This window comes from Kitasatospora sp. NPDC050463, from assembly GCF_040655255.1.
Classification (GTDB): domain Bacteria; phylum Actinomycetota; class Actinomycetes; order Streptomycetales; family Streptomycetaceae; genus Kitasatospora.
Genome location: NZ_JBFAJO010000074.1, coordinates 1 through 13,879, shown reverse-complemented (window position 1 = coordinate 13,879; position 13,879 = coordinate 1). Strand labels below are relative to the sequence as shown.

The 13,879-nt window shown below is 71.2% G+C and carries 21 protein-coding genes; 9 read left to right on the top strand and 12 right to left on the bottom strand.

From position 1 onward, the window contains the following. Positions 1–20: 20 nt before the first annotated feature. The 4 genes from AB0J08_RS32940 to AB0J08_RS32925 all read right to left on the bottom strand — a co-directional run bounded on the left by AB0J08_RS32940 (position 21) and on the right by AB0J08_RS32925 (position 3,620). Positions 21–446 carry a peptidoglycan-binding domain-containing protein gene (locus AB0J08_RS32940; RefSeq protein WP_360641534.1) on the bottom strand — a complete coding sequence of 142 codons (426 nt, stop codon included), beginning with the start codon at positions 444–446 and terminating at the stop codon, positions 21–23. Between the two features lie 11 nt (positions 447–457). Further along, positions 458–1,111 (bottom strand): response regulator transcription factor, encoded by a 654-nt coding sequence (locus AB0J08_RS32935; protein WP_360641533.1) that lies wholly within the window; start codon positions 1,109–1,111, stop codon positions 458–460. Then, positions 1,099–2,187: a histidine kinase gene (locus AB0J08_RS32930; RefSeq protein WP_360641532.1), complete on the bottom strand. Its 1,089-nt coding sequence runs from the start codon at positions 2,185–2,187 to the stop codon at positions 1,099–1,101. Before AB0J08_RS32930 ends, AB0J08_RS32935 begins: the two co-directional genes overlap by 13 nt. A 674-nt stretch (positions 2,188–2,861) precedes the next feature. Then, entirely contained in the window at positions 2,862–3,620 is a 759-nt protein-coding gene (locus tag AB0J08_RS32925; protein ID WP_360641531.1) for a MerR family transcriptional regulator, read from the bottom strand. Between the two features lie 231 nt (positions 3,621–3,851). Between AB0J08_RS32925 and AB0J08_RS32920 the strand changes: the two genes are divergently transcribed. Further along, complete coding sequence (locus AB0J08_RS32920) at positions 3,852–4,052, top strand: hypothetical protein (RefSeq protein WP_360641530.1); 201 nt, start codon at positions 3,852–3,854, stop codon at positions 4,050–4,052. Positions 4,053–4,161: 109 nt separating this feature from the next. On the opposite strand, the gene AB0J08_RS32915 is transcribed toward AB0J08_RS32920, so the two are convergent. Together AB0J08_RS32915 and AB0J08_RS32910 are read right to left on the bottom strand one after the other, a co-directional pair. Beyond that, positions 4,162–4,356, bottom strand: coding sequence for a DUF397 domain-containing protein (locus tag AB0J08_RS32915; RefSeq protein WP_360641529.1), 195 nt, complete (start codon positions 4,354–4,356; stop codon positions 4,162–4,164). After that, complete coding sequence (locus AB0J08_RS32910) at positions 4,349–5,215, bottom strand: helix-turn-helix transcriptional regulator (RefSeq protein WP_360641528.1); 867 nt, start codon at positions 5,213–5,215, stop codon at positions 4,349–4,351. Before AB0J08_RS32910 ends, AB0J08_RS32915 begins: the two co-directional genes overlap by 8 nt. Before the next feature lie 314 nt (positions 5,216–5,529). On the opposite strand from AB0J08_RS32910, the gene AB0J08_RS32905 reads away from it, so the two are divergent. Genes AB0J08_RS32905 through AB0J08_RS32890 form a run of 4 tightly spaced genes read left to right on the top strand, consistent with a single transcriptional unit; the run spans position 5,530 to position 6,687 of the window. Beyond that, on the top strand, positions 5,530–5,931 hold the full coding sequence (locus AB0J08_RS32905; protein WP_360641527.1) for an ATP-binding protein: 402 nt from the start codon (positions 5,530–5,532) through the stop codon (positions 5,929–5,931). A 38-nt stretch (positions 5,932–5,969) separates the two neighbouring features. Next, positions 5,970–6,185 carry a hypothetical protein gene (locus tag AB0J08_RS32900; RefSeq protein ID WP_360641526.1) on the top strand — a complete coding sequence of 72 codons (216 nt, stop codon included), beginning with the start codon at positions 5,970–5,972 and terminating at the stop codon, positions 6,183–6,185. Next, a complete protein-coding gene (locus AB0J08_RS32895) occupies positions 6,173–6,412 on the top strand; it encodes a hypothetical protein (RefSeq protein ID WP_360641525.1) in 240 nt (79 codons plus the stop codon). Before AB0J08_RS32900 ends, AB0J08_RS32895 begins: the two co-directional genes overlap by 13 nt. Next, positions 6,409–6,687 carry a hypothetical protein gene (locus tag AB0J08_RS32890; protein ID WP_360641524.1) on the top strand — a complete coding sequence of 93 codons (279 nt, stop codon included), beginning with the start codon at positions 6,409–6,411 and terminating at the stop codon, positions 6,685–6,687. The genes AB0J08_RS32895 and AB0J08_RS32890 overlap by 4 nt, the downstream gene beginning before the upstream one ends. A gap of 49 nt (positions 6,688–6,736) precedes the next feature. Here the strand turns inward: AB0J08_RS32890 and AB0J08_RS32885 are convergent, their stop codons facing one another. Next, positions 6,737–6,922 carry a hypothetical protein gene (locus AB0J08_RS32885; RefSeq protein WP_360641523.1) on the bottom strand — a complete coding sequence of 62 codons (186 nt, stop codon included), beginning with the start codon at positions 6,920–6,922 and terminating at the stop codon, positions 6,737–6,739. A gap of 197 nt (positions 6,923–7,119) precedes the next feature. On the opposite strand from AB0J08_RS32885, the gene AB0J08_RS32880 reads away from it, so the two are divergent. Then, positions 7,120–7,488 carry a VOC family protein gene (locus AB0J08_RS32880; protein ID WP_360641522.1) on the top strand — a complete coding sequence of 123 codons (369 nt, stop codon included), beginning with the start codon at positions 7,120–7,122 and terminating at the stop codon, positions 7,486–7,488. Between the two features lie 19 nt (positions 7,489–7,507). On the opposite strand, the gene AB0J08_RS32875 is transcribed toward AB0J08_RS32880, so the two are convergent. Beyond that, on the bottom strand, positions 7,508–8,119 hold the full coding sequence (locus AB0J08_RS32875; protein WP_360641521.1) for a potassium channel family protein: 612 nt from the start codon (positions 8,117–8,119) through the stop codon (positions 7,508–7,510). Positions 8,120–8,275: 156 nt separating this feature from the next. After that, a complete protein-coding gene (tatA, locus tag AB0J08_RS32870; protein WP_360641520.1) occupies positions 8,276–8,596 on the bottom strand; it encodes a Sec-independent protein translocase subunit TatA in 321 nt (106 codons plus the stop codon). Between the two features lie 316 nt (positions 8,597–8,912). On the opposite strand from tatA, the gene AB0J08_RS32865 reads away from it, so the two are divergent. Further along, complete coding sequence (locus AB0J08_RS32865) at positions 8,913–9,806, top strand: DUF3626 domain-containing protein (RefSeq protein WP_360641519.1); 894 nt, start codon at positions 8,913–8,915, stop codon at positions 9,804–9,806. Here AB0J08_RS32865 and AB0J08_RS32860 read toward each other — a convergent pair. Next, a complete protein-coding gene (locus tag AB0J08_RS32860; RefSeq protein ID WP_360641518.1) occupies positions 9,803–10,447 on the bottom strand; it encodes a methyltransferase domain-containing protein in 645 nt (214 codons plus the stop codon). The genes AB0J08_RS32865 and AB0J08_RS32860 overlap by 4 nt on opposite strands. Positions 10,448–10,558: 111 nt before the next feature. After that, complete coding sequence (locus AB0J08_RS32855) at positions 10,559–12,106, bottom strand: MFS transporter (protein WP_360641517.1); 1,548 nt, start codon at positions 12,104–12,106, stop codon at positions 10,559–10,561. Between the two features lie 123 nt (positions 12,107–12,229). On the opposite strand from AB0J08_RS32855, the gene AB0J08_RS32850 reads away from it, so the two are divergent. After that, positions 12,230–12,820 carry a TetR/AcrR family transcriptional regulator gene (locus tag AB0J08_RS32850; protein ID WP_360641516.1) on the top strand — a complete coding sequence of 197 codons (591 nt, stop codon included), beginning with the start codon at positions 12,230–12,232 and terminating at the stop codon, positions 12,818–12,820. On the opposite strand, the gene AB0J08_RS32845 is transcribed toward AB0J08_RS32850, so the two are convergent. Next, positions 12,810–13,127 carry a cupin gene (locus AB0J08_RS32845; RefSeq protein ID WP_360641515.1) on the bottom strand — a complete coding sequence of 106 codons (318 nt, stop codon included), beginning with the start codon at positions 13,125–13,127 and terminating at the stop codon, positions 12,810–12,812. The two genes, AB0J08_RS32850 and AB0J08_RS32845, sit on opposite strands and share 11 nt — an antisense overlap. A gap of 151 nt (positions 13,128–13,278) precedes the next feature. Here AB0J08_RS32845 and AB0J08_RS32840 point away from each other — a divergent pair, with 151 nt between their 5' ends. Then, entirely contained in the window at positions 13,279–13,557 is a 279-nt protein-coding gene (locus tag AB0J08_RS32840; protein ID WP_360641514.1) for a hypothetical protein, read from the top strand. The last annotated feature ends 322 nt before the right edge of the window (positions 13,558–13,879 follow it).

The window sequence follows — 13,879 nt, the reverse complement described above, 5'->3', positions numbered from 1 at the left end:
CGATGCGGCGTCCTGGCTACTTACGACTTGGTGGGAATGACCGAGTAGCAGCCAGAAAGGACCGGCGCGATCCAGGTGTAGTAGAGGGTGTCGCCGGTGTCAGGGCCAACGACGCCATCGACCCCCAGGTAACGCCACTGCTGGTACTCCATCAGCAGGTTGCGGGTGGCGTTGCCGAACACGCCGTCCACAACAAGGGACGGCTTCTGGGTGTGCGTCTGGGCCGAGGCGTTCCAGTTGTTCAGGCCCGCCTGAACGCACCTGACGCCCTGTCCGCTGTCTCCGTACTGGATGTAGTCGGCGTACTGCCCGGGCCGTCTCATGCCGGTGGCCTGGGTACTGAGACGCGGGCGCCCTGTGAGGTTGAGACGTACCACCGAGTAGATCGCAGGCGTGAGAGATGCTGCGGGGCAGCTCTTGGTACTCCAGCCGTAGATCGTGATCACGGATGGGAAGGTCAGGCCCGGGACGCTCCGAGGAATCGCAGCACGGCCAGGACGCGGCGGTGGTCCGCGTCGGCCAGGGGCAGGTCAAGCTTGGCGAAGATGTTGTTGATGTGCTTCGCCACGGCGCTCTCGCTGACCACCAGCGCCTGCGCGATGCCGGCGTTGGAGCGCCCCTCGGCCATCAGGCCGAGCACCTCCCGTTCGCGGGGGGTCAGCCGCGCGAGCGGGTCGCTGTCGCGCCGCAGCAGCAGCAACTGGGCGACGACCTGCGGGTCCAGGGCCGTGCCCCCGTCCGCCACTCGCCGGACTGCCGCCACGAAGTCGGCGACATCGGCAACCCGCTGCTTGAGCAGGTAGCCCACACCGCTGGTGTTCGTGGACAGCAGGTCAGCCGCGTACCGCTCCTCCACGTACTGCGAAAGCAACACCACCGCCGTCCCCGGCCAGCGCTGGCGGATCTCCATCGCCGCTCGCACCCCCTCGTCGGTGAAGTTCGGCGGCATCCGGACGTCGATCAGGGCGAGTTCGGGCCGGTGCTCCGCCACCGCCGCCAACAGCCCCTCCGCGTCGCCGGCTTCCGCGGCGACCTGGAACCCGCCCATCTCCAGCACCTTGATCAGGCCGACCCGCAACAGCACCGAGTCCTCGGCGATCACCGCGCGCACGGCAGCTCCGCGGTGATGGTGGTGGGCCCGCCAACGGGGCTGCTGACGTGGAAGGCCCCGTCGAGGGAGCCGACCCGCTTGGCCAGCCCGGTCAGCCCCGTGCCGGCGGCGGCGTCGGCACCGCCCAGCCCGTCGTCGGTAACGCGCACTCGCAGCACCTCGCCCACCTGATGGACCATCACCTCCGCGCGCATCGCGTTGGCGTGCTTCGTCGCATTGGTCAGCGCCTCAGAGATCACGAAGTACGCGACCGACTCCACGTTGGGCGCCACCCGCTCCTCCAGATCGACCCGCAGCCGCACCGGCAGGGGCGTGCGGGCAGCCAGCCCGGACAACGCCGCGTCCAGACCGCGGTCTTCGAGCACGGCCGGGTGCAGCCCCCGCACCAGGTCATTGAGTTCGGTGATCGCCTCCTTCGCCTCCAGATGCGCTCTCGCGATCACCTCGCGGGCATCACTCGGCAGGTCCGGGCGGGTGGCAATGGCCAGACCCAGGTTGACCGCGAGAGACACCAGCCGCTGCTGGGTGCCGTCGTGCAGGTCGCGCTCGATCCGGCGGCGCTCCCCGTCGACGGCCTCGATCAAGTCGGTCCGGCTCACGGCCAGCTGATCGACCCGCTCCTGGAGTCGCTGCGCCCGGCTGGGCCCGAGCAGGACCAACGTCAGCCGCGCCTCGGTCCGGGCTATCGCCCGCGCCGTCCAGGGCAGGGCGTACAGGAGGAGGAGTCCAGCCGCTGTGTAAGCCGGCAGCTGGGTCAGGTAGCCGAACCAGTCCTGGCGGATTCCGGTCGGCAGCGCCCATGACCAGGCGTAGGCGGTGACGCCCGCCAGGCACGCCGCTGCCACCGCGAGCACCAGCAGCTCCAGCAGCGCGAGCAGCGGGCCCAGCAGGAGGTGGTAGCCGATCTTGCGCCAAGGCCGCGTCGCCGCGAGCCACCGACCGGTCGAGGCCCACGTCCACTGTTCCGGCGCGGTGGGGGTGAGCCGGGGGACGTCCACACCGATGAGCGCCCGGTAGCGAGCCCGCTGAACGGCCGTCAGCACCGGGGTGCCGAGCAGGACCAGGGCGGCCGACACGGAAACCGTAAGGAGCCAGTTCCCCGTCCTGGCGGTAGTCGCCGCCGCCCAGGCCCACACGGGCACCAGCGCCAGGTGCGGCAGCACACCAGCGGCAAGAAAGCCGGTGTCCCGCTGTGCCCGGAGGACCGTGCGTCTCAGTCCAGCTGGAATCGTCATGGCACGACGCTAGGGCACCGCAGGAGGGCGGTGCCATGAAACCTGTACCCGATCTCATGGTGAACCTAGTACCAGCTGTAGATCTAGATCTCGGCCTGTGGGCGGACAGCATCTCCGGTCGGTAGGTCGGCCTCTGCCGGCCGCTGGCGGGTAGACCGGGCCCGGTGGAACAGGCACTGTGCCCCGGTGAGCATCGTCATCACGTTCTTCGTGGCACCGGACGCCGAAGCCTGCCGCTGCTGTCGCGGAGGGTGGTCCCGACGGGGTCTTCGAGTCCCTGACCTTCGGCAACTTCGATGTCGAGGAGGCTCTTATCGGCTTTGTTCACGACTTCCGACAGCGATTGTTCAGCTCGTCGGGAGGCGGTCTTTCGTGAGCGGAGTCGTTGTTCACGAGAACGGGCGGCACCCTGTTGAGGTGGTCGCAGCCGGTTTTCGGGATCGAACTTCGCCAGCCGCCGTGACACGGCGCAACCGCCATCGCGGGCCTGTCCCGGGATGGCGGTTGCGCCGCGCTCAGGACAGCCGGGTGGCGGCGTATGCCTCGATGGCGTCGCGCTGGTACGCGGCCAGACCCGGGGCGATCGCTTCGTAGGCGCTGCGCCAGGTGTCGTTGTCCACGCAGGAGCGGCCGATGGCGCGGTACTCCTCGGCGGACACGGCGCGCAGTTCCATCAGGGCCCGGTACTGGGCGTCGATCTGGGCCTGAACGGGTTCGGCGTCGGCCGGGAGGCCGGTGGTCAGGAGCTCGGCGAGCCGGATCATCTGTGCCGTGCGCTCGCGCTGCCCGGCCTCGACCTCGGCCGGATCCATCGTGGCGGTCCGCCGGGTGGCCGCTTCGGCGAGCTCGGGGAAGTCGCGCAGGCTGTCCTCGTAGTGGGAGGGCTGGACGCCCTCGAAGAGGTTCTCCGGGCGGTTGATGCTCATGGGGTTGCCGTCCTTCCTGGACTGCTCCAGTTCGGCGATTGTGCGGGAGACGGTGTCGGCCAGGGCATCGAGCCGGTCCCGTTCGGCGAGCAGCCGCTGGTGGTGGCTCCGGAGGGCGTCCACCTCGTCGACCCGCGCTGCAAGGATCCGGCCGATTTCCGGCAGCCCGACGCCCAGCGCCCGCAGTACGAGGATCTGCTGCAGCAGCAGAAGCTGGTGCTCCTCGTAATAGCGGTGGCCGTTGGCGCCGATCCGGGCCGGCGGCAGTAGGCCGGTCTCGTCGTAGTGGCGCAGTGTCCGGGCGGTCACGCCCGACATCCGGGCCACCTCTGAGATCGGCCAGTCCATCACGACTCCTGCACGTGTGTCGCCGGGCCGGTCTCTCCGGCCCTGGCCATGACGGTAGGAGCTGCCGCAGCGGCAACTTCAACCCCCAGACCCATGTTCCTAACAATCGAACAGGCATGGTCTGCATCCCAAGCGGAACGGACTCCGCCCGCTGCCGAAACTCGTGACCATTCGGACCCAGGCCAGAACCCCGGTGCCTCCCAAATCCCTTTAGAAACGCTGCCCTCTCTCGTGAACAGAGCCACTCCTATCGAGTGGGAGGGCATCTTCACCGGTCGGAGCTTTGAGGAAGTCCTTGACGACGATGTTCCCGAGACTGTTGTCGACCCGGACGACGGCGAGGGTCCGCTCGTCCTCGCCGTCTCCGGCACCCTTCGAGATGCCCTGTGCACTGGCGTCGAGCACCGGCTCGCTGAAGTCAGCCGGCTGTGACTGGCTCAGTTGGTCATGCTGGCGCCGACGACACCAGGCCCGTGCACGGAGCGGCCACTACCAACGTCAGGCCCTCCGACAGTCGTGATCAAGATCTACAGCTGGAGTACTAGGCGGTGAGGTGGTCGAACTCGCCAGCTTTGACGCTTTGGAGGAAGGCGGCGAACTTGGTGGGGGTGGTGCGGACGACGACGTCGCCGTCGTCGGACTCACGGAGTTCGACCACCCCGTCCAGGGTGCGCACCTCGACGCAATCGGCATTCGCGCCGGAGTAACTGGCCTTCTGCCAAGGGGAGCTAGGCATGTTCACTATCCATTTCCTTCTTGATGGCCCGAATGAACTCCCGCGATTCTTCTTCGGAGAGTGCGCTCGATGCCGTCCTGGTCAGGATGGCCCGGAACCTCGCGAGGTGTGCGGGGGCATCGAAGAGCTGACATCCAGGGGCCATATCGGTCTGCGTGGTGTCCAGCTCGGGGATCGGCCCCTCGGCATAGGTGAAGTTCTCAGTGGCGCTCGGCAGAGTATCTACGCTGAATGGAATCACCCGAACGGAGATGCCCGGCATCTCGGAGTCTTCCACGAGCCCGTCGAGCTGTTCGGCCCGGATCTTTGGTCCACTGAACTGCATCCGCAGTGCGGCCTCATGGATGAACGCGGTGTACGGCGTTTTGCCGGAACGGACGATGCGCTGCCTTTGAATGCGAAAGGCTGTCCTGAGGGCGATCTCTTGGCGGGGTAGAGGTGGAAGCGCGCCAGAGAATACGGCGGACGCGTACGCCTCGGTCTGGAGGAGTCCCGGGATGAAGGTGATCGTGTAGGTCGAGAGCCTTCGTGCGTGACCCTCAAGCTCCGCCACTTCGAGGAAGTCCGTGGACAGGGTTCCGCGATACTCCTCCCACCAGCCGGCTTCCCCGCGTTCCGTGATGATGTCGGCGAGGGCATCGATCAGCTGCTCGTTGACGCACATGCACGTTGCGGCAATCGTGCGCAGGCGGTCAACGCTGATACCGGTCCTTCCTGCTTCCATCTGTGTGACCTGGGCAGGCCCGATCCCAAGCGCTCGGGCGAGCTGGCTGCCCCCGAAGCCGGCTTGCTCACGCATCTTCCGCAGCTCGGCACCCAGGCGACGCTGGCGAAGAGTCGGGTTGACGCGAAGTGCCATGTCGTCCTCTCTAGGGGTATCGGGCTCAGTCTGCCGCGTTGGCGGTGCGCTGGTCCATCGCGGTTCGGATCATGCGGGCTGCCACCATCGGGGGAACTTTCCGACGGCCGCCACAAATTTGTGGTCGAGTGCGCTACGGTCGTCTCACATCGATCCGATGGATCGTCAGTAACGCCTGTTTCCAGGGCAGTAGGCGCCTGCTGCCCGCGCACCGCAGAGCAGCCATGCGTGGCATCCCGGTCCCGTTCTGGCTTGGCTCACGGCGACGTATCCGCCGGTGACACCCCACTGCATCCTCTTCTCGGAGGTCCCTCATGTGTGCCTTCACGCTGCCCGAAACCCCCGGCCCCTCCTCCGCCCTGCCGCCGGACTGGTCCGCCGCCCGTGAGGAGCTGCGTGACGCCCTCGCCCTCGCGGCCTGGCCGGACGACCTGATCGCCGACGCCGAACTCGCCCTGTGTGAGCTGTACGTCAACGCCTGGCGCCACGGCGCCACCCCCGCCCCGACCGTGGTCGTCGTCCTCCTCCCGAACCGCACCCTGCGGGTCTCGGTCGCGGACGACAGCCCCACCCTGCCCGAGCCGCGTCAGAGTGCCGACCCCTACGAGCTGTCCGGCCGGGGCCTGCACCTCGTGCGCTCGCTCACCCACCGCTTCGGCACCGACCCGCGCAAGAACGGCAAAAGGGTCTGGTTCGAGCTGGACGCCGCCGCGTGAGCGCCCGCCGCACCCCGATCGCGCCCGACGACCCCCGCATGAGCGACTACACCGACACCCAGATCACCGCCCTGATTCGCGAACTCCACACCCGAGGCGCCAGGTTCGGCATCCAGTGGGGCTCCGCCACCACCGTGGGCGGCACCGTCGACGGCCGCATCCTCATCGACTTCGGCAACGCCCCCGTCGCCACCCTCCTCAACCTCCTCCACCTGCTGCGCGACACCGAGAGGAACGAGCCGTGGGAGTCCTGATCCCCCTGATCACCGAAGCGATCCACATCGAACGCACCACCGTCGCCTACCTCAGCGTCGAGCACGCCCCCGACGCCACCGTCCAGCTCCGCCTCGCCGTCGACCTCGACCTCCACACCGGCCCCGGCGAACAGCTCGCCCTCCCCCTCACCCACGACCAGGCCCACGAACTCCTCCACGGCCTCGCCGCCCACCTCGGCCACCGCGTCCTGGGGATCCGCCGATGAGAACCGGCACCGCCAACTTCCTCGTCGGCGCCGCCCTCCTCACCCTCCTCGCCCTCGCCCTCACCACCGTCGCCCTCGGCGTCCTCACCGCCCTCAAGGTCAACGACGACCAGCACCCCCCACCCCCGCCCATCACCCGCCACGGCCGCTGGGAACTGCGCCAACTCCCCGACGGCACCCACGAATACGCCTGGATCGCCCGCCAGGCCGGCCACTACGGCCCCGAAACCCACCACCGCAACACCAACCCCGGCCGCCACCGCATACCCACCTGACACGGCAACCCGAAGGCCCCTACCCACCAGGGCAGGGGCCTCGCCGCCGCTACCGGGCGGTGGCGTGCGTACGGCCGGTGACCACGGGCCGCACCTTGGCCAGCATCAGGCCGAGGAACCGGTCGGGGTGCCGGAAGGACGCGAAGTGGCCGGCGTCCTCGATAAGGGCGGAGTCCTTGATCGGGGCCTGCACGTCGTCGAAGTACCGCTTGGCGCGGTCCGCCGGGGTGAGCACGTCCCGGTCGCCCTGGAAGATGAAGAACGGCAGGTCGAACGGGGTGCCGTCGGCCCCGTCAGGGCTGCGGTGGACACCTCTGGGCCCTGGAACCGTGTTCCGCCGTGGTGGCGGTCCCGGTGGCGTGCCCCCGTCCGGCGCCGTCCCGACCCGGAATTCCCGCCGCCCACGGCGTGCGACCGGGCAGAATCAGGCCCGTGCTGACCATCGGATCCATCGTGTTGGGCGTCGCGGACGTGCGGCGTGCGGTCGCCTTCTGGACGGAGGCGCTGGACTACGTCCCCCGGGACGAGGGCGCGGACGACTGGGTGGTCCTGGTGCCCGCGAAGGGGCCCGGTGTGCAACTGGCACTCGGCCTCAGCGAGTCGCCCGTCCAGGAGTACCCGCGCGTCCACCTCGACCTGTACGTGGCGGACGCCGCCGAGCAGGCGGCCGAGATCGAGCGGCTGGTCGCGCTGGGGGCCCGCGCCGTCGACTGGGACCGCTATCCGGAGGATCCGGACTTCGTCGTCCTCGCCGACCCGGACGGCAACCGCTTCTGCGTGATCGACACCACCCACGGCTGACGGTCGGCCGGACTCCGCGTCAGCCGCCGTGGTCACCGCCGTGCTTGCCGCGGTGGCCGTCACCGCGGCGGCCGCCCCGGTGGCCCCGGCCGCTCCCGTCCTGCTCCCGGACCCGGCTCTCCAGCCCGCTGCGGACCCGCTGCGTCAGTGTCCCGGCGGCCGCCGCCAGGAAGACGAAGTTGTAGGCGATCTGCAGGATCACGATGAGCCGGGGCCACTGGCCGACCGCGGTGATGTCGCCGTAGCCGACGGTGGCCATCGTGACGATGGTGAAGTAGAGCGCGTCGAGGCGGGTGCTCAGGCCGTTGAACTCGCCGCTCGTCCCGGCCATGACGTAGTACGTCGCGGCGAAGAGGGTCAGCGAGAGACAGATCAGGAAGACCAGCCACACCCCGGGCCGCCGTCCCGTCCCGCGCAGGATGTCGAGGACCCGGCCCAGCAGGAGCCCGCTCAGCAGCGTCAGGCCGGCGATGAACAGCAACCAGCTGAGCACCGGGCGGTGTTCGCCGAAGTAACGCAGCGGCAGGGTGAAGTACGCGACCATCAGCAGGCCGAACGAACCCAGCAGCAGGAACCAGGCCTGCAGGTCGATGCGGGTCTCGGCGGGCGGCGGGAGCGGGGGCGCGGACATCTCGCTCAGCCTGCCGCAGCGGCGCCGGACCCGCCCGGCGGGCTGCTCCGAACGGGCCGACACGCCGAAAGGGCCCACGCGCAGCATGCGCCGCCCGCGCCCCGGACACGACGAAGCCCCCGCCGTTTCCGGTGGGGGCTCGGTCGGAGAGGAACCTCAGGCCGTGGTGGTGGACCGGGGGGTCTCGGTGGCCTTGGTCACGTTGGTCGGCGCGACCGCCTGCTGGGCGGCCGGCTGCTGCGGCGCGGCCTGCGCCTGCGGGGCGGCGGTGCTCTGCGCCGTGCCCGGCGCGGCGGCAGCGGCGGCGTCCGCGGCCGGAGCCTCGTCCTCGCGCAGGGCCTTCGTCTCCGCCTTCAGAATGCGCATGGACTTGCCGAGGCCACGGGCCATCTCCGGCAGCTTCTTCGATCCGAACAGCAGGATGACGACCGCCAGCACCACCAGGAGGTGCCAGGGCTCAAGACCGTTCCGCAGCATCCCTGGCCACCGGTCCCTTCTTGTCTATAGTCACGGGAGGGCAAAGCGCCCGACCTGGCCAGTATGCCTGCCCGTGGCGGCGAACGTATACACCGGCCGGGAAACGCTGGTCAAAAACCAGGTGCCGCCAAGGCGGACGGCGATTAGTGGTGTGGAACACGCGGTGAATTCCGGCCATCGGGCTCAATTGGCATAACCGATGATGAGGACACGGAACACCACCGCCGGCACCCCGAGCACCGCCCCGCCCCACCCCGCGGCTCAGGCCCCGGGAACTCGGATGCGCCGACCGGCCGGCCTCCGCCAGACTGCCGGGATGAGCATCGACACGGCCGGCCCCGCGACCCCCAGCCCCGCCCAGCGGCGAGCCCTGCGGCACGTCGCGACCCTCGCCACCGGGGGCCCGCTCGGCGGCGACCTCCGCGTCACCCTCAACTTCCACCCCGACCGGGCCGACGGCGGCCGGGACATCCTGGAGGCGCTCGCGCGGGACGGCGTCTACCGCTCCCAGTTCGTCACCGGCACCGGCAACGGCGGCCTGACCGCCCACCCCGGCGGCGACCGCTGGCGCTGGGAGAGCCGGATCTTCGGCGGCGCGTACGACGAGGCCCCGGCCGAGGAACGCCCGGTGTACGGCGCGCTGAACTTCCGCCGCAAGGCGCTCGGCGCCGCGCCGCGCTTCGGCTCGGCCCACGTCCGGCTCGCCCCGCAGGCCCTCGCCCGCGCCACCTTCTGCTACCCGGACAGCTACCTCGACCCGACCGACTTCGGCACCGCCGACCGGATGCCCCTGATCGCCCTCGCCGAAGCGGACGACGCGGACCCGCTCGACGACTACATCGAGGCCCAGGTGCACGGCCCCGTCCGGCTCGACACGGACGTGGAGGCGCTGGTCCTGGACCCGAGCTTCCGGGGCACCCCGGTCGAGGAGCGGGCCCGCCGGCTGCCCTGCGCGCTGGAATGGCACCCGGGCCTGCGCCTGACCACCGAGGAGCTGAGCCGTCACCCCGAGTACCGGGGCCCCGAGTTCGTCGCCCTCGGCATCGCGATCGCCGAGGACGGCCTGCTCGACCCGCGCATCATCGGCGACGCCGTCCGCACCGGCCGGCACGATCCGCAGGACCTCAAGCGGGTCTGGCACTACCTGGCCCGCTTCGGCTCACCGGTCGAGGGGCCGGAGCCCGCCCGCGAGGAGCGGGCACTGGTCTAGCCGGCGTCCCGGCGGGCCAGCAGGTAGCCGCGGCGGGTGGCCGCCTCCTCCGGGAGGCCCTCCCGTTCCAGCCGCGCCTCGACGGTGAACCCGGCCTCCGCCAGCAGGGCGGCGACGCGCTCCGACTCCAGGAAGTGGAAGTCGATGGCGACCGGGTGTCCCCACCACTCGTCGAGCCGCCGCACCTCGGTGCCGAGGTGGAACGAGACCAGCAGGGTGCCGGACGGCCGCAGCACCCGCCGCATCTCCGCGAAGGCGGGCCGCAGCTCGCCGGGTTCGAGGTGGATCACCGAGTAGAGCGCGACCGCGGCCGCGAACTCCCCGTCCGCGGCGGGCAGCCGCAGCAGGTCCCCCTCGCGGAACTCCGCCGCGGGGTGCTCCCGCCGGGCGATCTCCACCATCCCCGGCGACAGGTCGATCCCGACGACCGAAGCGCCCTGCTTCGCCAGCCACCCCGCCACGTGCCCCGGCCCGCACCCGAGGTCCGCCACCAGGCCGCCCCGGGCGGCCTCCACCACCACCCCGAGCAACGCCCGGTCGACCGCCTTGTGGGCCAGCTCACCCCCGATCTGCTTCTGGTAGTCCTCCGCGACGGCGTTGTAACCGGCCCGGACCCGCCCGTGTTCAGCACTGTGCGACATGCCCGGCAGCCTGGCACGCCGCAGCCGCTCCGCGACAGCCTCCGGGCACGCGTGCGAGAGCCCCCGCCGGATGGGCGGGGGCTCTTGATGACGCGCAGGGTGGGGTTCCGGTCAGACGGCGGCCGGCTCGGTGGCGGATTCCGCGGTGTGTGCGGGGAGGTGGGCCATCAGGCGGTAGGCCAGGATGGCGGCGCCGACCGCGAAGACCAGGCCGACCACGGCGGCCACGTGCAGGCCGTCGGTGAAGGCGGCGCGGGCGGTGCCGAGCAGCTCGGTGCCGAGGCGGCCGGGCAGCTCGGCGGCGACGGTGACCGCGCCGCCGAGGGTGTCCTGGGCGGTGCGGGCGGCCTCGCCGTCCAGACCGGCCGGGAGGGCGCCGTCCAGCCGGGAGCGGTAGACGGCGGCGCCGGCCGCGCCGAGCAGGGCGATGCCGAGCGAGCTGCCGAGCTCGACCGCGGTCTCGGAGGTCGCGGAGGCGGTGCCGGCCCGCTCGATCGGCGCGGCGGAGACGACCATCTCGGCGGTGAGGGTCATGGTGCCGACGGTGCCGGCGGCCAGGACGCCCGCCGCGGTGAGGATGAGGGCGAGCGGCGAGTCGGGGCCGACCTGCGTCATCATCGCGAAGCCGACCGCGCCGACCAGGAAACCGGCGGCCATCAGCACCGCCGGACGGACCTTCCCGGCGAGCGCCGAGCTGACACCGACCGCCGCACCGACGCCCACGCTGGGGACGAGCGACCAGAGCGAGGCAGTCAGCGGGCTCATGCCCTTGACCAGCTGCAGGTACTGCGAGGTGAAGAGGGTGAAGCCCATCATCGCGAACATCGCCACCGTGTTGACGGTGATCGCCCCGGTGAAGGCGCGGATCCGGAACAGGCTCAGGTCGAGCAGCGGGTCGGCGGCGGTGCGCTGGCGCCATACGAAGAGGCCGACGAAGAGCAGCCCGACCGGGACGGCCGCGGCGGCGAGCGGGCTCCAGCCGTCCACCGCGAGGGTCTTGACGCCGTAGACCAGCGGCAGGATCGCGGCCAGCGAGAGGCCGGCACCGAGCAGGTCGAAGCGGCCGCGCTGCGGGGAACGGTACTCGGGCAGCAGGACGGGGGCGGCGATCAGCAGCAGTGCCATCACCGGGACGGCGACCAGGAAGACCGAGCCCCACCAGAAGTGGTCCAGCAGGAGGCCGCCGACCACCGGCCCGAGCGTGGCGCCGGCGGTGAGGATGCCGCCCCAGGCGCCGAGGGCGATCTGCCGCTGCTTGGGGTCGTGGAACATGTTGCGGATCAGCGCGAGGGTCGAGGGCATCACCGTCGCCCCGGCGGTGCCGAGCACGGCGCGGGCGGCGATCAGCTGGCCCGCCCCGTCCGCGTAGGCGGCCAGCACCGAGGCGCCGATGAAGCCCGCGGCGCCGATCATCAGCAGCCGGCGGCGGCCGATCCGGTCGCCCAGCGAGCCCATCGTGATCAGCAGGCCGGCCAGCAGGAACGAGTACATGTCCATGATCCACAGCTGCTCGGTGCCGCTCGGCGCCAGCGTGGTGGAGATGTACGGGACAGCGAAGAAGAGCACGCCCATGTCCATGGTCAGGACGAGGGTCGGGAGCAGGAGGACGGCCAGGCCGATCCATTCGCGACGGCCTGCGCGGCCGGTGGTTGCGGTCATGAGGAAGACGGTACGGGCGTGTCAGACGTTTGTCTAGTACGAGCGTCTAAATCGTTTGTCTCAGGCTTCCGTGTGAGACGGACGTGCAAGACATTTGTCCAGACAGGCCGTAGCATCAGCGCCATGGGAAATCGTGAGGACCTGCTGGCCGGCGCCAAGCGCTGCCTGTACGAGAAGGGCTACGGGCGCACCACCGCCCGTGACATCGCCACCGCCTCCGGCGTCAGCCTGGCGGCCATCGGCTACCACTTCGGCTCCAAGGAGGCGCTGCTCAACGTGGCGCTGATCGAGGCCACGGGGGAGTGGGGCGGGGCACTGGGCGCCGTGGTGGCACGCGCGAACGAACTCGCGGACGGCCCGGAGGAACGGTTCGTCGCGGTCTGGGACGGCGTGAAGGAGACCTTCGTCGAACACCGCGGCCTCTGGGCGGCACAGTTCGAGGCGATGGTGCAGACCGACCGGGCACCCGAACTGGCGGCGGCGCTCACCGCGGCGCAGAAGGAAGGGAGGCTCGGGCTCGCGGCACTGTTCCAGGGGCTCACCGAGGTGCCGGACACCGAGGACGAACTGGCCCGCGGCATGTTCTACCAGGCCCTGCTGGTGGGCCTGGCCGCGCAGTGGCTGGCCGCGCCCGAGATGGCGCCGACCGGACGGGACTTCCTGCGCGGACTGCAGCTGGTCGGCGACGCCGTCCTGCGGCCCGCTACGCCGTGACCGCCGTCAGCAGCACCACCGAGTCGACGTGGGCCAGCAGCCCGTGCCGGTCCTGCGGGATCGGGTGCAGCTGGCCCGCGGACAACTCCTGCAGATGCCCGGCGACGGTGAGCGAGACCCGGCCGCGCAGCACCTGAATGCTCGCGGCGGCGGGCGCATTGTGCTCGTCCAGTGCCGTCCCGGCGGTCAGCGCGATCACCGTCTGGCGCAGTACGCCGTCATGCACCACCAGATGGGCGCTGCGCCCGTGCGGGCTCTCGGTGGCCTTGGCCGCGTGCTCCACGGCGAGCTGTTCGAGATCGACCATCGGGTGTCCTCCTGGGCCGGGGGTGGCCTCCTGGGCCTGCCTGCCGGGCCCCTCGCGGCGGCCCTGGGGCCAGCGTCGCGGACGCACCCGGCTCGCGCACCCCGGAGCAACCCGGCGTGCGGGGATCGCGGACTGCGCCCATGGTGGACCCATGGCGACCAATAACAGTTTCCTCAGCGGCTTCCAGGTCAACCGCCCGCTGCTGGCCGGCGGTGCGGCCCTCACGGGCATCGGCGCGGTGCTCGGGGCGACCGGGGCGGTCATGGTGTGCGTGGCGCTGGCCACGGCCGGCCGCAGTTGGGTCCGACAGCTGGACACCCCTCCGACGGCCATGGCGCAGCGGGCGCTGCACCAGGCCAAGGTGGCTTCGTCGGCGGCCTCGGCGGCGGGCTGGCAGGCCTGGCGGGCCGAGCAGGGCTCGCCCAACTGAGCCCGAGCGGCCCGCCGCCGGCCCGAGCAGCCCGACTGGCTCGCCCGGGCCCGCCGCCGGGCCGATCGGGTGCCCGGCCACCGCTCTGCCGTTCCACCGCTGTGCTGCCCGACGCCCGTCCGACCGTCCGACCGTCCCGCCGTCCCGCCGTCCGCTGCCGCGCCGCCCGGCTTCACCCGGGCGGCGCAACCGTGCGCGGACAGTCGTGCGGGGGCAGGCGCGCGCGGGCAGGGGAGCGCCGGCGGGCCGCCATGGGGGTGCGGCCCGCCGGCGCTCCCGGCGCTCCCGGCGCTCCCGGCGCTCCCGGCGCTCCCGGCGCTCC

Bases quoted from the DNA above. Each gene is read 5' to 3' on its own strand.
- AB0J08_RS32925 (WP_360641531.1), bottom strand. From the start codon at position 3,620: ATGGACTGGCCGATCTCAGAGGTGGCCCGGATGTCGGGCGTGACCGCC.
- AB0J08_RS32845 (WP_360641515.1), bottom strand. From the start codon at position 13,127: ATGGTCGATCTCGAACAGCTCGCCGTGGAGCACGCGGCCAAGGCCACC.
- AB0J08_RS32890 (WP_360641524.1), top strand. From the start codon at position 6,409: ATGAGAACCGGCACCGCCAACTTCCTCGTCGGCGCCGCCCTCCTCACC.
- AB0J08_RS32875 (WP_360641521.1), bottom strand. From the start codon at position 8,119: ATGTCCGCGCCCCCGCTCCCGCCGCCCGCCGAGACCCGCATCGACCTG.
- AB0J08_RS32910 (WP_360641528.1), bottom strand. From the start codon at position 5,215: ATGGCACTTCGCGTCAACCCGACTCTTCGCCAGCGTCGCCTGGGTGCC.
- AB0J08_RS32840 (WP_360641514.1), top strand. From the start codon at position 13,279: ATGGCGACCAATAACAGTTTCCTCAGCGGCTTCCAGGTCAACCGCCCG.
- AB0J08_RS32855 (WP_360641517.1), bottom strand. From the start codon at position 12,106: ATGACCGCAACCACCGGCCGCGCAGGCCGTCGCGAATGGATCGGCCTG.
- AB0J08_RS32850 (WP_360641516.1), top strand. From the start codon at position 12,230: ATGGGAAATCGTGAGGACCTGCTGGCCGGCGCCAAGCGCTGCCTGTAC.
- tatA (WP_360641520.1), bottom strand. From the start codon at position 8,596: ATGCTGCGGAACGGTCTTGAGCCCTGGCACCTCCTGGTGGTGCTGGCG.
- AB0J08_RS32905 (WP_360641527.1), top strand. From the start codon at position 5,530: ATGTGTGCCTTCACGCTGCCCGAAACCCCCGGCCCCTCCTCCGCCCTG.
- AB0J08_RS32865 (WP_360641519.1), top strand. From the start codon at position 8,913: ATGAGCATCGACACGGCCGGCCCCGCGACCCCCAGCCCCGCCCAGCGG.
- AB0J08_RS32900 (WP_360641526.1), top strand. From the start codon at position 5,970: ATGAGCGACTACACCGACACCCAGATCACCGCCCTGATTCGCGAACTC.
- AB0J08_RS32860 (WP_360641518.1), bottom strand. From the start codon at position 10,447: ATGTCGCACAGTGCTGAACACGGGCGGGTCCGGGCCGGTTACAACGCC.
- AB0J08_RS32915 (WP_360641529.1), bottom strand. From the start codon at position 4,356: ATGCCTAGCTCCCCTTGGCAGAAGGCCAGTTACTCCGGCGCGAATGCC.